The organism is Spongiactinospora gelatinilytica, assembly GCF_003236385.1.
Lineage (GTDB): Bacteria > Actinomycetota > Actinomycetes > Streptosporangiales > Streptosporangiaceae > Spongiactinospora > Spongiactinospora gelatinilytica.
This window is the reverse complement of the sequence record NZ_POUA01000137.1, coordinates 1-17,517: the sequence shown is the minus strand read 5'-3', so window position 1 is coordinate 17,517 and position 17,517 is coordinate 1. Positions and strand designations below refer to the sequence as shown.

At 69.7% G+C, this 17,517-nt stretch carries 24 protein-coding genes; 15 read left to right on the top strand and 9 right to left on the bottom strand.

The genetic code is table 11. The annotated features are described in order from the left end of the window. Nucleotides 1-81 precede the first annotated feature (81 nt). From C1I98_RS18460 to C1I98_RS18435, 6 genes are all read left to right on the top strand, one after another. Entirely contained in the window at nucleotides 82-711 is a 630-nt protein-coding gene (locus C1I98_RS18460) for an IclR family transcriptional regulator (RefSeq protein WP_111168692.1), read from the top strand. 81 nt (nucleotides 712-792) lie between these two features. Beyond that, nucleotides 793-1,965 carry a homogentisate 1,2-dioxygenase gene (locus tag C1I98_RS18455; protein ID WP_111168691.1) on the top strand — a complete coding sequence of 391 codons (1,173 nt, stop codon included), beginning with the start codon at nucleotides 793-795 and terminating at the stop codon, nucleotides 1,963-1,965. A gap of 19 nt (nucleotides 1,966-1,984) precedes the next feature. Further along, entirely contained in the window at nucleotides 1,985-2,782 is a 798-nt protein-coding gene (locus C1I98_RS18450; protein WP_111168694.1) for a hypothetical protein, read from the top strand. Then, on the top strand, nucleotides 2,779-3,924 hold the full coding sequence (gene fahA, locus C1I98_RS18445) for a fumarylacetoacetase (RefSeq protein WP_111168690.1): 1,146 nt from the start codon (nucleotides 2,779-2,781) through the stop codon (nucleotides 3,922-3,924). Before C1I98_RS18450 ends, fahA begins: the two co-directional genes overlap by 4 nt. A gap of 120 nt (nucleotides 3,925-4,044) precedes the next feature. Next, the gene (locus tag C1I98_RS18440) at nucleotides 4,045-4,479 is read left to right on the top strand and encodes an NfeD family protein (RefSeq protein WP_111168689.1); all 435 of its coding nucleotides are present in this window, start codon (nucleotides 4,045-4,047) and stop codon (nucleotides 4,477-4,479) included. A gap of 4 nt (nucleotides 4,480-4,483) precedes the next feature. Continuing rightward, nucleotides 4,484-5,581, top strand: coding sequence for an SPFH domain-containing protein (locus tag C1I98_RS18435; protein WP_111168688.1), 1,098 nt, complete (start codon nucleotides 4,484-4,486; stop codon nucleotides 5,579-5,581). 181 nt (nucleotides 5,582-5,762) lie between these two features. Here C1I98_RS18435 and C1I98_RS18430 read toward each other — a convergent pair whose 3' ends face one another. Both C1I98_RS18430 and C1I98_RS43985 read right to left on the bottom strand, forming a co-directional pair. Next, nucleotides 5,763-6,380 (bottom strand): VOC family protein, encoded by a 618-nt coding sequence (locus tag C1I98_RS18430; RefSeq protein WP_111168687.1) that lies wholly within the window; start codon nucleotides 6,378-6,380, stop codon nucleotides 5,763-5,765. 100 nt (nucleotides 6,381-6,480) lie between these two features. Further along, on the bottom strand, nucleotides 6,481-6,687 hold the full coding sequence (locus tag C1I98_RS43985; protein ID WP_233507974.1) for a winged helix-turn-helix transcriptional regulator: 207 nt from the start codon (nucleotides 6,685-6,687) through the stop codon (nucleotides 6,481-6,483). A 277-nt stretch (nucleotides 6,688-6,964) separates the two neighbouring features. Here C1I98_RS43985 and C1I98_RS43980 point away from each other — a divergent pair, with 277 nt between their 5' ends. Next, nucleotides 6,965-7,168, top strand: coding sequence for an NAD(P)-binding domain-containing protein (locus C1I98_RS43980; RefSeq protein WP_233507973.1), 204 nt, complete (start codon nucleotides 6,965-6,967; stop codon nucleotides 7,166-7,168). Nucleotides 7,169-7,183: 15 nt separating this feature from the next. Next, nucleotides 7,184-7,603, top strand: a complete 420-nt coding sequence (locus tag C1I98_RS18420; protein ID WP_233507972.1) for an NADPH-dependent F420 reductase — start codon at nucleotides 7,184-7,186, stop codon at nucleotides 7,601-7,603. A gap of 10 nt (nucleotides 7,604-7,613) precedes the next feature. Here the strand turns inward: C1I98_RS18420 and C1I98_RS18415 are convergent, their stop codons facing one another. The 3 genes from C1I98_RS18415 to C1I98_RS18405 all read right to left on the bottom strand — a co-directional run bounded on the left by C1I98_RS18415 (nucleotide 7,614) and on the right by C1I98_RS18405 (nucleotide 9,541). Further along, nucleotides 7,614-7,985, bottom strand: coding sequence for a PH domain-containing protein (locus tag C1I98_RS18415; RefSeq protein ID WP_111168693.1), 372 nt, complete (start codon nucleotides 7,983-7,985; stop codon nucleotides 7,614-7,616). A gap of 53 nt (nucleotides 7,986-8,038) precedes the next feature. After that, on the bottom strand, nucleotides 8,039-8,233 hold the full coding sequence (locus C1I98_RS18410) for a WD40 repeat domain-containing protein (protein WP_111168686.1): 195 nt from the start codon (nucleotides 8,231-8,233) through the stop codon (nucleotides 8,039-8,041). A 342-nt stretch (nucleotides 8,234-8,575) separates the two neighbouring features. Continuing rightward, nucleotides 8,576-9,541, bottom strand: a complete 966-nt coding sequence (locus C1I98_RS18405; RefSeq protein WP_111168685.1) for a pirin family protein — start codon at nucleotides 9,539-9,541, stop codon at nucleotides 8,576-8,578. Nucleotides 9,542-9,892: 351 nt separating this feature from the next. Between C1I98_RS18405 and C1I98_RS18400 the strand changes: the two genes are divergently transcribed. Further along, complete coding sequence (locus tag C1I98_RS18400) at nucleotides 9,893-10,468, top strand: hypothetical protein (protein ID WP_111168684.1); 576 nt, start codon at nucleotides 9,893-9,895, stop codon at nucleotides 10,466-10,468. 12 nt (nucleotides 10,469-10,480) lie between these two features. On the opposite strand, the gene C1I98_RS18395 is transcribed toward C1I98_RS18400, so the two are convergent. Then, nucleotides 10,481-11,329, bottom strand: a complete 849-nt coding sequence (locus C1I98_RS18395) for a hypothetical protein (protein ID WP_199537027.1) — start codon at nucleotides 11,327-11,329, stop codon at nucleotides 10,481-10,483. 639 nt (nucleotides 11,330-11,968) lie between these two features. On the opposite strand from C1I98_RS18395, the gene C1I98_RS18390 reads away from it, so the two are divergent. Further along, nucleotides 11,969-12,316: a hypothetical protein gene (locus C1I98_RS18390; RefSeq protein ID WP_146607505.1), complete on the top strand. Its 348-nt coding sequence runs from the start codon at nucleotides 11,969-11,971 to the stop codon at nucleotides 12,314-12,316. A gap of 45 nt (nucleotides 12,317-12,361) precedes the next feature. On the opposite strand, the gene C1I98_RS18385 is transcribed toward C1I98_RS18390, so the two are convergent. Continuing rightward, nucleotides 12,362-12,562, bottom strand: coding sequence for a hypothetical protein (locus C1I98_RS18385; protein WP_146607504.1), 201 nt, complete (start codon nucleotides 12,560-12,562; stop codon nucleotides 12,362-12,364). A gap of 45 nt (nucleotides 12,563-12,607) precedes the next feature. On the opposite strand from C1I98_RS18385, the gene C1I98_RS18380 reads away from it, so the two are divergent. Next, complete coding sequence (locus tag C1I98_RS18380; RefSeq protein WP_146607503.1) at nucleotides 12,608-12,814, top strand: hypothetical protein; 207 nt, start codon at nucleotides 12,608-12,610, stop codon at nucleotides 12,812-12,814. A 21-nt stretch (nucleotides 12,815-12,835) separates the two neighbouring features. Next, complete coding sequence (locus tag C1I98_RS18375; protein WP_111168680.1) at nucleotides 12,836-13,636, top strand: endonuclease/exonuclease/phosphatase family protein; 801 nt, start codon at nucleotides 12,836-12,838, stop codon at nucleotides 13,634-13,636. A 22-nt stretch (nucleotides 13,637-13,658) separates the two neighbouring features. Here the strand turns inward: C1I98_RS18375 and C1I98_RS18370 are convergent, their stop codons facing one another. Continuing rightward, nucleotides 13,659-14,186, bottom strand: a complete 528-nt coding sequence (locus C1I98_RS18370; protein WP_306461898.1) for a class IV adenylate cyclase — start codon at nucleotides 14,184-14,186, stop codon at nucleotides 13,659-13,661. A gap of 260 nt (nucleotides 14,187-14,446) precedes the next feature. Between C1I98_RS18370 and C1I98_RS18365 the strand changes: the two genes are divergently transcribed. From C1I98_RS18365 to C1I98_RS18355, 3 genes are all read left to right on the top strand, one after another. Continuing rightward, a complete protein-coding gene (locus tag C1I98_RS18365; RefSeq protein ID WP_111168679.1) occupies nucleotides 14,447-14,989 on the top strand; it encodes an RNA polymerase sigma factor in 543 nt (180 codons plus the stop codon). Continuing rightward, nucleotides 14,986-15,837 carry a hypothetical protein gene (locus tag C1I98_RS18360; RefSeq protein ID WP_111168678.1) on the top strand — a complete coding sequence of 284 codons (852 nt, stop codon included), beginning with the start codon at nucleotides 14,986-14,988 and terminating at the stop codon, nucleotides 15,835-15,837. The genes C1I98_RS18365 and C1I98_RS18360 overlap by 4 nt, the downstream gene beginning before the upstream one ends. Nucleotides 15,838-16,810: 973 nt before the next feature. Further along, nucleotides 16,811-17,260, top strand: coding sequence for a CBS domain-containing protein (locus C1I98_RS18355; protein ID WP_111168677.1), 450 nt, complete (start codon nucleotides 16,811-16,813; stop codon nucleotides 17,258-17,260). Here the strand turns inward: C1I98_RS18355 and C1I98_RS18350 are convergent. Beyond that, a partial coding sequence (locus C1I98_RS18350; protein ID WP_146607502.1) for an ATP-binding protein occupies nucleotides 17,214-17,517 on the bottom strand: 304 nt, incomplete at its 5' end. The genes C1I98_RS18355 and C1I98_RS18350 overlap by 47 nt on opposite strands.

Below are 17,517 nucleotides of genomic sequence, written 5' to 3'. Positions count from 1 at the left end.
GGCCAGGGCCAGCGCCACCGACGCGCCCCAGATGCCCGCCCCTGCCACCACCACCGACCTCATGCCTTCCATAATCGAACAATGGCGGAGTCGTCACAGACCATGGAACGCGGGCTACGGCTGTTGCGGCTGCTCGCGGACGGGCACGGCGGGCGCACGCCCTCGGAGCTGGCCGGCGCGCTCGGGCTGAGCCGCCCGGTGTTCTACCGGCTGCTGACCACGTTGCAGAGCGAGGGGTTCGCCCGCCGCGACGGGCGCGGCCGGGTGCATCTGGGGTTCGGCGTGCTGGCACTGGCGCGGGCGGTGCATCCGCTGCTGCGCGCGGCGGCGCTGCCCACGCTGCGCGCCCTGGCCGAGGGCGCGGGCGCGACCGCGCACCTGACCGTGGCCGAGGGGGACGACGGGCTGGCCGTGGCGGTGGTGGAGCCGTCCTGGACCGACATGCACGTGGCCTACCGGGAGGGCGCCCGGCATCCGCTGACCAGCGGCGCGGCGGGGCTGGCGATCCTCGCGCTGCGCGAGGGCCGGGGCGGCTACCAGGTCACCGAGGGCCAGCTCCAGGAGGGGGCGCGCGGCCTGGCCGCGCCGCTGGGCGGCCCGCCGGGGCTGGAGGCGTCGGTCGGGGTGGTCACGTTCGGGCCGCTGGACTCCGCCGTGGCCGGGCCGCGGGTACTGGCCGCCGCCGAGGAGCTGTCCCGGGCGCTCGCTTGACAATCCTTTGCCAACATCAGAGGGTCGTACGTATATAGGACATACGTGTCCGATAAACGGACGAGCCCGGAGTTGACAGGCATGCCGTATTACCGAGTCGTCGGCGAGGTACCACGTAAGCGCCATGTCCAGTTCAGGCGGCCGGACGGCGGCCTGTACGCCGAGGAGCTGATGGGCGAGGAGGGCTTCTCCTCCGACTCCTCGCTGCTCTACCACCGGCATCTGCCCACCGCGATCCTCAAGTCCGAGGCGGTCGCCGAGGAGCCGCGCACCGGGCTGGCGCCCAACCTGCCGCTGTCGCCGCGCCACTTCCGCACCACCGAACTCCCCGAGACCGGCGACCTCGTCACCGGCCGGCACCTGCTGGCGGGCAACGCGGATGTCCGCATTTCGTACGCTTCGGCGCGCAGCGCGAGCGAGCTGTACCGCAACTCCATGGGCGACGAGTGCGTCTACGTCCAGAGCGGCCAGGTCCGGCTGGAGACCACCTACGGGGCGATCGACGCGGGTCCCGGCGACTACCTGGTGATCCCGACCGGCACCATCCACCGGTGGGTCCCCGCGGGCGAGCCGGTGACGGTGCTCGCCGTACAGGCCGCCGGGCACATCCGCCCGCCCAAGCGCTACCTGTCGCAGTACGGGCAGTTCCTGGAGCACGCCCCCTACAGCGAGCGCGACCTGCGCGCGCCCGCCGAGCCGCTCCAGCGGGAGGGCACCGATGTGCCGGTGCTGGTCCGCACCCGGGGCGGGCTGACCCGGCTCACCTACAAGAACCACCCGTTCGACGTCGTGGGCTGGGACGGCTTCCTGTACCCGTACGCCTTCAACATCGCCGACTTCGAGCCGATCGTGAAGCGCACGCACGCGCCGCCGCCCGTCCACCAGACGTTCGAGGGCCCGGGGTTCGTGATCTGCTCGTTCTGCCCGCGCCCGCTGGACTTCCACCCCGAGGCGGTACCGATCCCCTACAACCACCACAACGTGGACTCCGACGAGTTCATGTTCTACGTGGGCGGCGACTACAGCGCCCGCAAGGGCTCCGGCATCGACATCGGGTCCATCTCGCTGCACCCGGCCGGGTTCACGCACGGGCCGCAGCCGGGCGCGGTCGAGGCGGTCGTGGAGGCGGTGTCCCGTGGGGTCAGCACCACCAGCGAGCTGGCCGTGATGATCGACACCTTCCGCCCGCTGGATCTCGGCCCCGCCGCGCCGGCCTGTGAGGATTCGGCCTACGCTTGGACTTGGGCCCGTTGACGACATGTTGGAGTACGGGATGAACCGGCTCTTTACGGATCTGGTGGACGACGCCGGACTGTTCCCGCCCACCTCGCTGCCCATGGGCGACGCCCTGGCCAGGCATCAGGCCGACCAGGCGGCCGGCAGCCCGGTGCTCACCCACCGGTTCCTGTGCCCGGCCAGCCGGGTGCCCGACCTGCTGCGGCACGAGCCCGGGGACATCCGGCTCGGCCTGATCATGGACACCGACCAGCCGCCCGACCTCGACGGCCTGACGGTGGAGCTCGTGGAGCTCAAGATGCCGTCGGGCGCGCTGGTGCCCGGCCCGCGCGGCGAACGGCTGGTGCCCTGGCTGCCCCCGGACGCCCGGCTGTTCGTCGAGGTCCCGGCGGGCTCGCCGCCCGCCCAGGTGACCGCCGGGGTCGGGCTGAAGGTCCGCTGCGGCGGCCTGACGCCCGAGGCGTTCCCGAGCACGCACGAGCTGGGCGCGTTCATCCGGCACTGCGTCCGCGACGGCATCCCGTTCAAGGCGACCGCCGGGCTGCACCACGCGGTACGCCACCCCGACCCGTCCTTCGGCGTCTACCGGCACGGGTTCCTCAACCTCGTGCTCGCGGTGAGCGCCGCCGTCGAGGGTCGCGATCCGGTGCCGGTCCTGGAGCTGGGCGACCCCGCCGAGCTCGTCGCCCTGGCGCAGGCGACGACGGAGGAGACCGCCGAGCGGACCAGGGATCTGCTCGTCTCCTACGGCTCGTGTTCCACCTCCACCCCCCTTGACGACCTGGCCGAACTCGGCCTGATCCCCCGTATCACGCGCGCGAAGGAGTCTCGGTGACCATCCCGACGCCCGGCTTCGGCCTGGACAACCTGCCCTACGGGGTGTTCGCCCCCAGCGGCGAGCCGCCGCGGGCGGGCGTCAGATTCGGCGATCACGTCCTGGACCTGGCGGCGGCGCTGGGCGACGAGGTGTTCGCGGCGGGCAGCCTCAACCCGTTCCTGGCGCGCGGGCGCGCCTTCTGGGACGACACCCGCGGGCGGGTGCGCGACCTGCTGGCCGCCGGCGAGGACCGGCACCTGATCCCGTTGCACCAGGTCACCATGCTGCTGCCGGTCGAGGTCGCCGACTACGTCGACTTCTACTGCTCGCTGGAGCACGCCTCCAACGTCGGCCGGATGTTCCGCCCCGACCAGGAGCCGCTGAAGCCGAACTGGCGGCACCTGCCGGTCGGCTACCACGGGCGGGCCGGCACGGTCGTGGTGTCCGGCACCCCGGTCACCCGGCCCAACGGGCAGCGCAAGGCCGGTGACGTGGGCCCGACGGCCAAACTCGACATCGAGGCCGAACTCGGGTACGTGGTGGGCGCGCCGAGCGCGTTCGGTACGCCCGCCGGGGCGTTCGCCGACCACGTCTTCGGCGTCACGCTGCTCAACGACTGGAGCGCCAGGGACATCCAGGCGTGGGAGTACGTGCCGCTGGGGCCGTTCCTGGGCAAGTCGTTCGCCACGTCGATCTCGCCGTGGGTGACGCCGCTGGCGGCGCTCGAAGCGGCGCGGGTGCCCGGGCGGGAGCAGGATCCACAGCCTGTGGATTACCTGCGGCGGTCGGCCCCCTGGGGGTTGGACCTCGCGCTGGTCGTGGAGCTGAACGGCGAGCCGGTCACGCGCCCGCCGTACCGGGAGATGTACTGGACTCCGGACCAGATGCTCGCCCACCTGACCGTCAACGGAGCCTCGCTGCGCACCGGCGACCTGTTCGCCAGCGGCACGGTGTCCGGCCAGGAGCCGGGGCAGCGCGGCTCGCTGCTCGAACTCACCTGGAACGGCGCCGAGCCGATCAAGCTCCCCGGCGGCGAGACGCGGACCTTCCTGGAGGACGGCGACACGGTGACGATCACCGCGACCGCTCCGGGAGCGGACGGGGGGCGGATCTCCTTGGGCGAGGTGTCCGGAACGATCCTGCCCGCGCGAGACGCCTGATGAACGGCATATGACGGGCTGATCACGAACGTTCCGACGTCCACGCCACCGGCGTTACCGTAGACGTCCGGGGAACTTTTACGCGCCCCCGCGCGTTGAACCCCACAGGAGGGCCGAAGCATGGACGACTGGGTCATCTGGTTGATCCTCGCCGTGGTCCTGGGCGCCGCCGAGATCCTGACGATGACGGCCGCCCTGGGGCTGCTCGGGGGAGCCGCCGTGATCACTGCCATCGCCGCCGCGCTGGGCCTGCCCGTTCCTTTCCAGCTTGTGGTGTTCACTTTGGCCAGCGCCGCCGGGCTTATGCTGGTCCGCCCGATCGTCGCCCGCCACCTGCGCCAGCCTCCCCGGGCACAGCGCTTCGGGGTCGAGGCCCTGGTGGGGCAGACCGCGTACGTCGTCGCCGAGGTAACCGGGCGCGCCGGGCGGGTACAGATCGGCGGAGAGGAATGGTCGGCCCGCGCCTATGACGAAACCCTCGTCATCCCGGAGGGCGCGACCGTAGACGTGTTGAAGATCGAGGGCGCAACGGCCCTCGTATATCCGCGGGAGTGAACACATGGATCCCCTGCTCATAGTCGGCGCCGTCATCGTCCTGTTCGTCGTGATCACGGTGCTCAAGTCGATCCGCATCGTGCCGCAGGCCCGGGCGAGGAACGTCGAACGGCTCGGCCGCTACAGCCGCACGCTGAAGCCCGGCATGAACTTCGTGATCCCCTACATCGACCGGGTCTATCCGATGATCGACCTGCGCGAGCAGGTGGTGTCCTTCCGCCCGCAGCCGGTGATCACCGAGGACAACCTGGTCGTCGAGATCGACACCGTGCTCTACTTCCAGGTCACCGACCCCCGGGCGGCGGCCTACGAGATCGCCAACTACATCCAGGCGATCGAGCAGCTCACCGTCACGACGCTGCGTAACGTCATCGGCTCGATGGACCTGGAGAGCACGCTCACCTCCCGCGACACCATCAACAGCCAGCTCCGCGGGGTGCTGGACGAGGCCACCGGCAAGTGGGGCATCCGCGTCAACCGCGTCGAGATCAAGGCGATCGACCCGCCCAAGACGATCAAGGACGCGATGGAGAAGCAGATGCGCGCCGAGCGGGACAAGCGCGCCGCCATCCTCAACGCCGAAGGCCAGCGGCAGTCCCAGATCCTCACCGCCGAAGGTGAGAAGCAGAGCAACATCCTGCGCGCCGAGGGTGAGCGCACCGCCGCAATCCTGAAGGCGGAGGGCCAGTCCCAGGCGATCGACCAGGTCTTCCAGGCCGTCCACCGCAACGACCCCGACCCCAAGCTGCTCGCCTACCAGTACCTCCAGGTGCTGCCGCAGCTCGCGCAGGGCGAGAACAACACGTTCTGGGTCATTCCGAGTGAGGTGACCTCGGCGTTGCAGGGCGTCTCCAAGGCGTTCACCCAGGCGCTCCCGCCGTCGGAGGCGACCCGCGAGAGCGCCACCAGCGGCGCGTCCGAGGCCGCCTCGGCAGCGGCGGCCGAGGCCGCCCGCGCGGCCCGGGCCGCCGAAGAGGCCGTGGCCGACGCCACCGCCCCAGAAGCCACCACAGGGCCTCGCCAACTCGACGCCGCCCCCAACCCGGTCGCCGACCCCTTGCAGGACAACCAGCAGGAACGCCACCCCGAACACCGCGCCTAACGGCGCCTCCCCCCGCCACCAGCCGCACGGCCGGGCCGCCGTACCGGGCGTGATGGTGCTACCAGGCGGGCCACCGCGCCGCATCGGCGGCGGCAGCGACCGCGCGAACCAGGCCAGCCGTACCGGACCCTGCCGTACGGCCAAGGCCGCCGTACCGGGAACGGCCGGCGGGCGTGATGGTTCAGGCGGTCACCAGGCGGACCGGGCCGCGGCGGCCCTCGACGACGGCGACCAGCATGGGGCGGGCGCTGGGGAAGACGTCCAGGCCGACGCCGACCATGGCCAGGTCGTCGCGGACCGTCGCCGGGTTGGGATGTCCGGCGGCGAACGAAACCAGCCGTACCGGAGGGAGCCCCGACGCGCCCGGGTGCGCGGTGCTCCCCCACTGGATCAGGAACGGCACGATGCTCCCGGCGCGCGGCGGGGTCAGCCGCCATTCGAGGATCGCGGCCCCGTTCGCGGACGCGCGGCTCATCTCCAGCACCTCACCCAGGTCGTAGCCCTCGGCCCTGGCCTTGCCCGCCTGCTCCTCGATGTCGGTCGCCGCCACCGCCCAGGTGGTCAGTGAGGCCCCGGCCAGCGCGTCCACCCCGAACCACCGGCCCGCGGCCGGCGCCGGTTGCTCCGGGTCGGGCCCGACGATCTCCAGGTACCGCCGCCCGCCCAGGCCGATCAGCCGGTTGTGGGTGCCGTACCCGAGGTGCCTGCCGCCCTCGGCGGCGCGTACTCCGAGCCGGTCGGCGAGTTCGGCGACCGTCGCGTCGAGATCCGGTGTGGCGTACACCAGGTGGTCGAGCATCGGCTCCTCCTCAATCCTGAAGCTCTGTCCTCAGGCGCCTGCCGCCGCCGATAAGCCCTGAACGTGGACGCCTACCCGCTTCTCCCTCCGGCACGCCCGTTCAGCCGTACCGTTCCTCGTGGGCGGCCTGGGCCGCGAGCACGGCGTCACCGTGCTGTTCCGCCCACAGCCCGAACGACTCGATCGGCCCGAGCAGACTGCGGCCGAGCCCGGTCAGCGCGTACTCCACCCGGGGCGGCGACTCCGCGTAGACCGTCCGGGCCACCAGCCCGTGGTACTCAAGGCGGCGCAAGGTCTCGTTCAGCACCTTCGGGCTGATCCCGCCGATCCGCGCGCGCAGCTCCCCCGGCCGGTCGCGCGCAGTTCCCCCGGCCGGTACGGCCGGTGCCGCAGCGCCCAGACGGTGACCGCGCTCCAGGTGTTGGACATCAGCTGGAAGGCCAGGCGAGCCCGGCAGTCGGCAAGAAAGGGCGCCTCCGTCGCGGCACCGGAAAGCATCTGAAGCTACCCCCACATCACACACCAATCGGTGCCTATCACGCTTCTTATCGTCATCCCCAGTGAACCCGATCTGAGGAGGACAAATGCGTATCGGCATTCTCGGCGCGGGCGGCATGGCCGACGCTCTCGGCGGCCAGTGGGCCAGGGCCGGGCACGAGATCATGGTGTCGAGCAGGGACGCGGGCAAGGCCGCGGCCCTCGCCCGGCGGATCGGGCCCGCCGCCGGGGCGGGCTCGTTCGCCGAGGCGGCCGGCTTCGGCGAAGCCGTACTGGTGGCGATCCGCTAAGAGGGCGTCCTGGACGTGGTCCGGACCGCCGCCCCCGCGCTCGCCGGAAAGGCCGTCATCGACTGCGTCAACCCGATCGATCAGGGCGTACTGCTGAACGAAGGCGGACCGTCCGCCGCCCGGCAGATCGCCGAAGCCGCGCCGGGGGCACGGGTCGTGAAGGCGTTCGACCTGTGCCACGAGGACGTGTGGCGGATGACGCCACCGGTGTTCGGCGGGCGGGAGCTGGCCGTACCGGTCTGCGGCGACGACCCGGCCGCGACCGAACTGACCCGGCGGCTGGTCCGCGACCTCGGCTGCGACCCCCTGGACGGCGACGGCCTGGCCCGCACCGGCCTGCAGGAGGCCACCGCCGCCTTCATGATCGGCCTCTGGTTCACCGGGGCCGACGCACAGGCCGTCCTCCCGCCGCTCGCCCACGCCTTCGGCGCCTGACCTCAGAGCGTCAGGACTGGGCGATGAAGTGCAGGATCACGTTGTGTACGTGGTGGCTCTTCTCATCACCCCGGAACTCGACCTCGTACACGTGCGTGCCCACATTGAGCGCGATCGAGCCGGAGGAGAAGAACGACCCCGCCCAGGACTTGTTACTGACCACGCTCACGCTCGTGATCTTCGAGTACGGAATGCTGGTGATCGCGATCTTCTTGCCCACGAACGACTTGTCCTGGACGATGACCCGCTGGTTGGTGAGCCCGAGGAACCCTGTCCCTGCGCCGATCGCGTCGTAGACGGCGATGATCTGCTCGCCGGGCATGAGCCCGCTCTGGATCTGCTTGAGCTGCTCGGGACGGTCATGGGGAATGGACTGTGCCACATTGCACTCCCGGGGGCCGGTGATCGACACCTCGAATGCTAAACGGCCACCGGCTACAGCGCGGAGGGACGGATGGCGCGGTGATCCTCTCCCGCCACGTGATGCCGCCGTTCTTCAGGGCTGAACGGGCGGTGGGCGATGGTGCAGACATCCGCGAGCGGGTCGGCGACCCGGCTCAGCCGCCACGGCCGCAGGGTGGCGTCGAAACCGCCGCTGGCCAGGATCGTGCCGTCCGGGCTGAACGCCATCTTGAGACGCCGCCGACGACGCCCGCGGCGGCGAGTACGGCGGGCAACTCCAGCCCCGCCACCGCCACGGGCGCGAGCGTCCCGGCGCACAGGCCGGTCAGCAGCACGCGCGGCATCGCCCGCGCCGCTTCCTCCGCGGATCGCGCCCGCAACCGGGCGACTCACGCGCGCGCTCCCTGCCGGACCTGTTCCCGGGCCTCGTCGTTCTCCCGAGCCTCGTCGTTTCGCATGCCCCGCCCGCCTGACCGCCGGATCGACGGGACAACATGTACCGCAGGACTCTCACCCAACGCTACCGAATCACGGCAATCCGTAGTTGCGGCGGGCGGTCGTGACGGGTGGTCAGCGGCCGGCGTGCGGCATGTGCTGGGCCGGGATGACGCCGAGCCGACCGGCCTGGTAGTCCTCCATGGCCTGGACGAGTTCGGCCCTGGTGTTCATCACGAACGGGCCGTACTGCGCCACCGGCTCCTTGATCGGCCGGCCGCCGAGCAGCAGTACCTCCAGGTTTGGCTCGGCCGAGGGCTGCTTGGTGTCGGCCGCCACGGTCAGTCCCTGGCCCGGCCCGAACACCGCCAGTTGCCCCTTGCGCACCGGCCGCCGCTCGCCGCCGACGCCGCCCTGACCGGCCAGGACGTACGCAAGGGCGTTGAACTCCCGGCTCCACGGCAGGTCGAGCATCGCCCCCGGGCTGACGGTCGCGTGGACCAGCGTGATCGGCGTGAACGTCGCGCCGGGGCCGCTGTGCCCCGCGACGTCACCGGCGATCACCCGGAGCAGCGCGCCGCCGTCCGAGGAGGACAGCAGTACCGTCTCGCCACCGCGGATGTCCTGGTAGCGCGGGGCGTTGAACTTGTTCGCGCGCGGCAGGTTGACCCACAGTTGGATGCCGTGGAACAGCCCGCCGGACACCACCAGGTGCTCCGGCGGCTTTTCGATGTGCAGGATGCCCGCGCCCGCGGTCATCCACTGGGTGTCACCGTTGGTGATCGTCCCGCCGCCGCCGTTGGAGTCCTGGTGCTCGAAGATCCCGTCGATGATGTAGGTGACGGTCTCGAACCCGCGGTGCGGGTGCCAGGGCGTCCCCTTGGGCTCGCCGGGCGCGTACTCGATCTCGCCCATCTGGTCCATGTGCAGGAAGGGGTCGAGTGCGGCGGTGGGCACGCCGGCGAACGCCCGGCGCACCGGGAATCCCTCGCCCTCGAACCCGCTCGGGGCCGTGGTCACGGACAGCACCGCCCGCTGCTCTGCGGGTCCGGCCTGGGTGACGCGCGGCAGCGTCAACGTATCGGCGGTGATGGCGGGCATGACCCCTCCCAAAGTTGAACTTTCAACTACACACCGGACAACACCATCGGTCCCGCCGGCATTCCCCCCCAGGCGCCCTGCGAGACGTACAAACCGATCGTAAGCCACATCAACCTTCGCGACACGCCCCAAATCGCCTGCACCTCACCGGATGCCGACTTCGGCCACGACAGGCGGCCAAGGGCGCCGAAACCCGGCTCACGGCCGGTCGGCGATTGACTACATCTGCCATTAGCACGGTTTATCGGTATATTAAAGTTCACCGTCGAGTTGATGGCGGTACGCCGATGTGCGAGAGTCCTCGTCGTGGATATGGACGCTTTCACTCCTGAATTCGTCAGAACGACCTGGGTGGAGTTGGAGCTGGAAGACGTGTTCGGGCCGCCGCCGCAATGGATCGACCGGGCCGGCGACCTCGCCACCGACGGCGACGTCAATTGGTCCACCCCCGAACTCACCAAGGACGGCACGTTCTATCACGCAGTGCCACCGGGCAGGTATCCGGTCTATGCGGGCACCGACCGCTACGACCTCTCCGACACGGGCGGACCCCCGCGCTACTACGTGAACACGCTGTTCATGCCGCTCGTGCCGGCGGATCGGCTCGCCGACGCGCAGTGGGACGACGAGGGCTACGACGACGGCCCGTACTTCCGCGACTACGCCTGCCTGTGGAGCGTGGGAGCCGAACGCGCGACACTCCCGCACTGGGGGAACAAGAGCGAGGCGATACTCAGGATCGAACGGGCGTTGCTTTCCGAGGAGGCCCTTTCCAGACGGGGCAACTGGACCGACGATCTGGCGGACCCGGCCTCCGGGGCGAATGTGCTGTCATTCCCGGTATGGGATAACACCTTGCGCGGTTTCGAGGCCCGTGACGCGGACGACGAAATTCTCGCCCTTCTCTTCGTCGTCTGGAGTCCCTGAGGCCCGAATTCCTCAGCGGATGGTCGAGGAGATCACCTTCGGCTTGCCCGCGCCCAGGAAGAAGATCCCCGGATATCCGGTCGTCTCGAACTTGGCACTTCGGTTGCGCCGTAGTGTCGAGCGTTCGATGCTGAGCGTGCCGGTGCGGTCGTTGCTGACGAAGAAGATCGCGCCACCGCCCTCCCTGGCGGAGTTGTTCTCGACGCGCGTGTTGACCAGCCGCACGGTGAACCGATCGCCGTCGGTGTAGATGGCCCCGCCGCTGCCACCACCGGGGGTACCGCGTTGTGCCGGGTTGGCGCCGTACCCGATCGCCCGGTTCCCGATCAGCACGCTGTTCTTGATCAGGAACGAGACGTGCAGGCCGCTCAGCGCCCCGCCATTGGCGCAGACGCCGCCCGAGAAGACGCCCTTCACGATGCTGACCGGACGGTCGCGATATTGGTCGAGCACCCGGATCGCCGCGCCACCGAGATCCGGCCCGGTCGGGTCACATCGGTTGTGCGTGAAACGCGAATTGACCACATTGAACCGCCCGCCGCGCACGAAGATCGCCCCTCCGCCGCCGCCGTCCTTGCGCTGCCCGGTGGCGTCTCCGCGGGTGAAGGTGATGTTCTGCACGGTGAGGTGCGGGGTGGCCTGGTCATTGCAGTGCGAGGTGGTCCAGGTGAGGGATTTGTCGCAGGTGTTCATGTGCAGAATCCGCCGTACACCCGCACCGCTGAGCGTCACTTTCCCGCCGCCGTCGATCACTACCCGGGAGCTGGTGTTGCGTACTTTGGCGGTGGCCTTCATCACGATCGTCACCGGCCTGGGCCCACAGGAGAACGTGATGTACCCGCCCCGCGCCACTGCAGCCACCACGGCCTCCGACGTACAGCTCCCCGCCGTCCCGTTCCCGACGACCCGCCCGGCCACAATGGTTTCTTGAGCCCCCGCCGGACTCCCAGGCACCACCGCCAGGGCACTCGCGACGACCATCACCACGACAGGAGCACTCCGCACCAGACGCATGGCGCCGATGCTAGCGCCACCCCACCCACCTGTCCCTTGATCCCCATCATTCGCTATAAGGCATGGTGAATACCTGTTTCCGATGCCAATAAAGGCCTATACCGGAAATAAAAACCGCCTGCCTGGAACTCGCGTAGGAAGCGGCTCACCAGCGCTGAGCGACCGCCACCAAGGCCGCGCTTCCCAATAGGGTCCTGGCCGCTGCTGCCGCTATGCGGGTCACCGACCCCTTGGGCCCGCCTCCCTCTTGGCAGCGGCCCGGCCTGAGCGTCCGGGCGGCTTTCCTGACCGGCCGACGACAACGAGCAAGGCCGCCCTGAAATGATCGCCTCCCCCATTGCATAGGAAGGTTTCCTATTTAATACTTCGATCACCACAGCGTGTCCCCGTCGCAGCACCCATCCTTCACCCGGTGACGCGCTCTCGCCGTGCCCGCCCGCCCCCCTTCCGCGTCGTCGTCCGACGCATCCCCGATGGAGGTTCACCATGCCACGACGCATCGCCCGGTTGGCCGCACTCACCGCCACGTCGCTCGCCTGCCTCGGCACGCTCGCCGTCTCCGCCACGCCCGCGCAGGCCCGTCAAGCAGCGGTCGCAGAGTGGGTCGCCAGCCCGCACTCGCTCGGCGATTATTGCCATGCCAAGATCAGCGTCCTGTCCTCGATCGGCTTCTACAACGGCAGCCTGATGTGCTACGGCACCAACCACACCGGACTCTTCCGCACCGGGTCCGGAGACCCGGGGGCGGCCTGCCAGTTCCTGCTCCCCCACCGCACCATCGTCGGCTACTCCCAGGGCGTGAGCCAGGCGCTGGTCTGCAAGTACTCGGCCTGACGCCCTCCTTCACCCCTTCACCCCCCGTCCGCCGCCGGCGGTCTCTCAGGAGGTCACGGTGTCCGCCGGCAGCGGCACGGCCGTGCTGCCGGTGCTGCGGTGGCGGTGGCGGATCAGGCGGGCCATGGCCATGATGCCCGCCAGCGGGCCGAGCGCGAGTACGGCGAACGCCCAGCGCCAGCCCGCCGCCTGTTCCATCGCCGGCACGAGCCAGATCGTCGCGCCCGTCGGCATTACAACGCTCATGTGCCACCTGCGTCTCTATCCTTCTACCTGTACCACACCCCACAGGTGCTGCGGCAGCGGCTGGACCTGCGCGCCAGGCGTTCGCGGCTGGAGGCCGCCGGTTCCCCCGAGCAGGAAATCGCCCTGTATGAGGAAGCGTTCGCCTTCCTGGCCGCCCGCGGTTGGCGACAGGCACTGATCGACTGCCGCGGCTTGGACCCGGATGGTGTGGTGACGCGGCTCCTGCGGCATCTGGAGCAGCTCAGAACTTGAGACGAAGGGTCGGCGGGTTACATGGGCGCGGCGTTGACGGTCAACATCGGGGCCGCGTCCATGGCGCGCGCCGAAGTACTGCTGCGCTGGCTCGCCGCCCGCCCCGAAGATGTCTTTCTGCTGACTGAAACCAGCGCAGGTTCTGGCACCACCTACCTGCTGGAGGCGTTCCGCCGGGCGGGGTACGCGGTCGTCAAGACTCCGGACGGCGGCGAGCGGGGAGCGGCGCTGGTCAGCAGAATCGCCCTGGCCGGGCCGCCGCTGCTACTTCCCGAGGTCAGCATCCCCGGCCGAGTGGCCGCCGCGGGCCTGGACACCACCCCGCGCACCTGGTTTCTCAGCGTTTATGTGCCCAGCCGGGACCGCAGCGCTGACAAGACCGCCCGTAAGGAGCTTTTCATCGCCTCACTGCTCAAAGCCGTGGCCGAGCTGCCCGCCGAGCAGCGAGGCCACCTGGTGATCGGCGGCGACTACAACGTGATCGCTGCCGGGCATACCCCGCCCTACCCGGGGTTCCTGTCGTTCGAGTACGGCCTGTTGGACACTTTGAGCGCTCAGGGGTTCATCGACGCCTACGATCACTGCTTCCCGGCCGGACCCCACCCGCATAGCTGGATCGGCCGGACCGGGGCGGGCTACCGCTACGACTACTTCCATGTAGGCGCGGCCCTGACAGGCCGTATCAGTGGCTGTGCCTACCTGCACCAGACCCGCGAACTGGGGCTCACTGATCACGCAGCGGTCCGGCTGGAATTGGACCTCGGCGCTGTGCGCCTGCCGTGCCGGAATCCCGCTGAGCCGGAGGAGATCGCTCTGTTCTAGGCAGGCGTCAGTGCGGCGCGGACTAGGGAGTCATAGGTGTCGGTGGTGCGCTGCAACCGAACGCCGAGGGAGCATGCGAAGGCGTCCAACTGCTCTTGTACGGCGGTGCCGGACTCCGTAGCGTCCACCGTACGTCGATCTCCACGAACACCCCAGCGTGTTCCACTTCGTCCACGCAGATGGTCATACCGTCCAGACGAGCGGTGCGGCGGGACTTCACGATCCGCACGGTCGGTCGGAAGCCCATCGCGATGACCGCCTCGTGCATCTGGTCACGATCGGCGACCTCCGTCTCCCGTTCCAGACACGCCATCTCGTTCGCGAGTGGCTTCTTAACCGTGAAGTAGTGTCGGCCGTCCTGGGTACGCAGCCGCGCGAACGCCACTCCGATCTTGCTCTGCCCGTAGGTCCACCCGGGCTCGGCGTACGCCTGATCGTCCTGTCGTATCGGAGCCGACAAGATCACCCCTTGGCGGGCCAGGGATTCCTCCAGGATGCGAAGATCAGCAACCCGATATTTGACCTCAACTTCCTGGGTCTCCCCAGCCATACCGGCCCTTCCTCTGTCCCCACGGTGGCTGGAGGGAGCCTAGTGGCGGCAGTGCAGCCGCGCCCTGCCTTTAACGAATGAAGGGAGGCCGGGTGTGATCAACCGCTTCGACGTAGATCTCTCCGGCGGAGGCTGGCGGCGAGGGGCAAGCGTCCGCTGAGCTCCCACGGCTGGTAGGCCGGCAGTGAGGTGAAACGCTCGGAAAAGGTGCCGGACATGTACCGGTGTGTCCTGACATCTTGGTGCGAGGAGCGTCATCTGTGACCCATCCCCCGGGCGCGCGAGATCGCTTTGAGGCGATCTATCACGCGTACTACCCGGCCATCCATCAGTACGCCGCCCGCCGTACCGGCTCGCCTGAGGACACGGCGGACGTGCTGTCCGAAACGTTCCTCACGGCGTGGCGGCGCATCGCCGACGTACCCGAGGGCGAGCAGGCACGCCTGTGGCTGTACGGCGTGGCCCGCCGCGTCCTGGCCAACCAGCGGCGCGCGCTGTCCCGGCGGGCCGGGCTGACCGAACGGCTCAAGGACGCGTCGGCCACGCGGCCCGTCTCAAGGGGCGATGGGCTCGACCATGTGCGGGAGGCGTTCGACGACCTTTCCGTCCGTGACCGCGAAGTGCTGGCGCTGGCCTGCTGGGAGGAGCTGAGCGGCCCGGAGATCGGCAAGGTACTCGGCTGTACGGGGACGGCGGCCCGCATCCGGTTGCACCGCGCGCGTAAGCGGCTGGCCAGGGCGTTGGGGCTGGCCACCGTCGAGGAAGACCAGGCGATCGTGGAGCTGAGGGGAGAGAATCTGTGAGCAGAATCGACCGTATGGTGGCAGCCATCGACCCGGTTCCGCAGGCGGCGGAGCCTGGGGAGGAGGTGGCGGCGCTGTTCGAGACGATCGTCGCGACGCCGGTCAAAGGGGGTCGGCGGCGGGTACGGCGGGCGGTGGTGATCCCTCTCGCGGCGGTACTGGGCGCGGTCGCCGTTGTGGTTGGACTGGCCTTCGTTCCTGCGGACGCACCGGTCGGCATCGCGCCGAACGCGGCACTGGCGTTCCAGCGGGTGGGGGACGACTGGGTCGTCACCGTCAAGGACCTTTACGCCGACCCTGAGCGCTTCACGTCCGAGTTCAAGGCGCGCGGGTTCGACATCGAGCTGTTCACCGCGCCGGGCTCGCCGAGCGTGGCGGGGCAGCTCGCGTTCTCTGAGACGGCGGAGGGCACGACGCCTGTGAAGGAGGAGTCGGTGGGGTGCGACTCGCCTGGCGGCGGATGCACGGTCTCGTTCCGGATTCCGGCGGACTTCAAGGGCCGTATGCAGCTCGGCTTTGCTCGGCCGGCGCGGGCTGGTGAGCGGTACGAGTTCTCAGGGAGAGTGGATGCTGCGGGCGAGTTGCTGCATTGTGTGCCGTTTCGCGGCATGACGGTGGATGAGGTACGGGGGGCGCTGGCCAAGCGGGGGGGTTCTATTGAGGAGTTCAGGGTGGGCGAGAAGTCGGAGGTGGCTCGGGAGGTGCCTGGGGGGTGGTACGTCGAGAGCGCGGTGCCGTGGGCCCCGGGTCAGGTACTCGCCTGGGCCCAGCCGGACCCGCCGCAGTTCACTCCCGAGGAGAAGGCGCGGATGAAGAAGGGCATGGCCGGGTGTCCTGGGAGTGACTGAGTAGGGCTCGCCTGGGGCGAGTGGTACACGGTCGTATCGGAAGAGGCCAACGAGCGGTCGATCTCAAGCGGTGCCCGTCCTCCACGAGCCCTCGGTGCTACAACCGCCGCCGTACCAGCCCCGGACCAACCCCCCGCGCGCGGGGAGTACCAGCCGAAGATGGTGCCCTCGTGCCAGCGGTCGGGACCATCCCCGCGCGTGCGGGGAGCACGTACTTCCCGGCGGCGTGCCGAATTACTAAGCCGGACCATCCCCGCGCGTGCGGGGAGCACCCTCGGTGACCTGCGGGTTTCCGTGGCGAGGTGAGGGATTTCGAGCACTTCAAAAGAAACGGACATTTCACCCACTCGCTGCAGTATCCGTGATGGCGGACTACAGAAAACGGTATCTCCCTAAGTCCCATTCAAGTGACAATTACAGGAAGCGGAGACTGCCCTTAATGGTGCGCGCTGGTGTGAGGGTGGAGGGCAGGTGCCGGGCGATGGTGGGCGGTCTTCGGGCAGAGTGCCTGGGTTCCCGATGTAGTCGGTGGCGCTAGCGTCGGGCGGAGCCCGACAGGGGAAGAACAGGCCGAGCGTCAGCGAGGTCGATTGCGCGCGGCGCGCGACCACCTAGGGCGGAGCCCGGCCACCTGCGCGGAGCGCGACCCTCGGGCGAAGCCCGGCCCTGAAGAACAGGCCGAGCGTCAGCGAGGGCGATTGTGCGCGGAGCGCGGGCCGCCGTAGGCGGGAGTGGGTAGCGGCGGCCCGCTTGCCAAGGGTGCGGGGGCCGGAAAGGGCGCTTTTTGGCCGGTGCTGGAACGGCGAGGTACCACGGCGCACGCGAAACGCCGGGCACAAGGGGGCCACTGGCGGCGGTGGGCGGCGGGCACTGGGCTCTGCCGTACGACGTACCGACTCAGAAGCGCCAGGACCGCCGTCAAGAAGATGTAGATGCCGCACTAACCAGCAGCATTCGGTGTTACCTTCGCAGAGTGCGTGCTGCTGATCTGGTGGAGCCGTTCCCCACCATCGGGATCGATGATGACGCGATGGACGCGGCACGGCTGATGGCCGAGCAGCGGCTGGTCGGGGTGATCGTGATGGACCCCGACGGGCGTCCGCATGCCATCCTCCCCGGCTCGCAGCTCCTACGGATGGTGGTGCCGCCCTACATTCAGGCCGACCTCGCGCTGGCCCGGGTGGTGGACGAGCGGCACGCCGACCTGATGTGCGCCACGCTGGCCGGCAAACGCGTCCGTGACGTCCTGCCGGACGAGAAGATCAGCCTTGCCGTCGTGGAGCCCGACGCCACCGCGATGGAGATCGCCGCGCTGATGACCCAGTCGCACACCCCGCTGGTGGCGGTCCTCGACGGTGATCGTTACGTCGGCGCGATCACCGCGTCCGGCCTGTTCCGCCGCCTCCTGGCGGGCACCGCCTAGATCGCTCACCGGCGTCCGGGAGAGCGGGGATCCGAAAGCGGAACACCGCCCCCCGCCCCGGCGCGCTGTCCACGCCGATGGTCCCCCCATGGGCCTCCACCAGGGCCGCCGCGATCGACAGCCCCAGCCCGGTACCGCCCTCACCCTCCGCCCGGCTACGCGACGGGTCCGCCCGGTAGAACCGCTCGAAGATCCGTTCCACATCGGGCGCGGCCAGGCCCGGTCCTTCGTCCGCGACCTCCACCACCGCCTCCCCC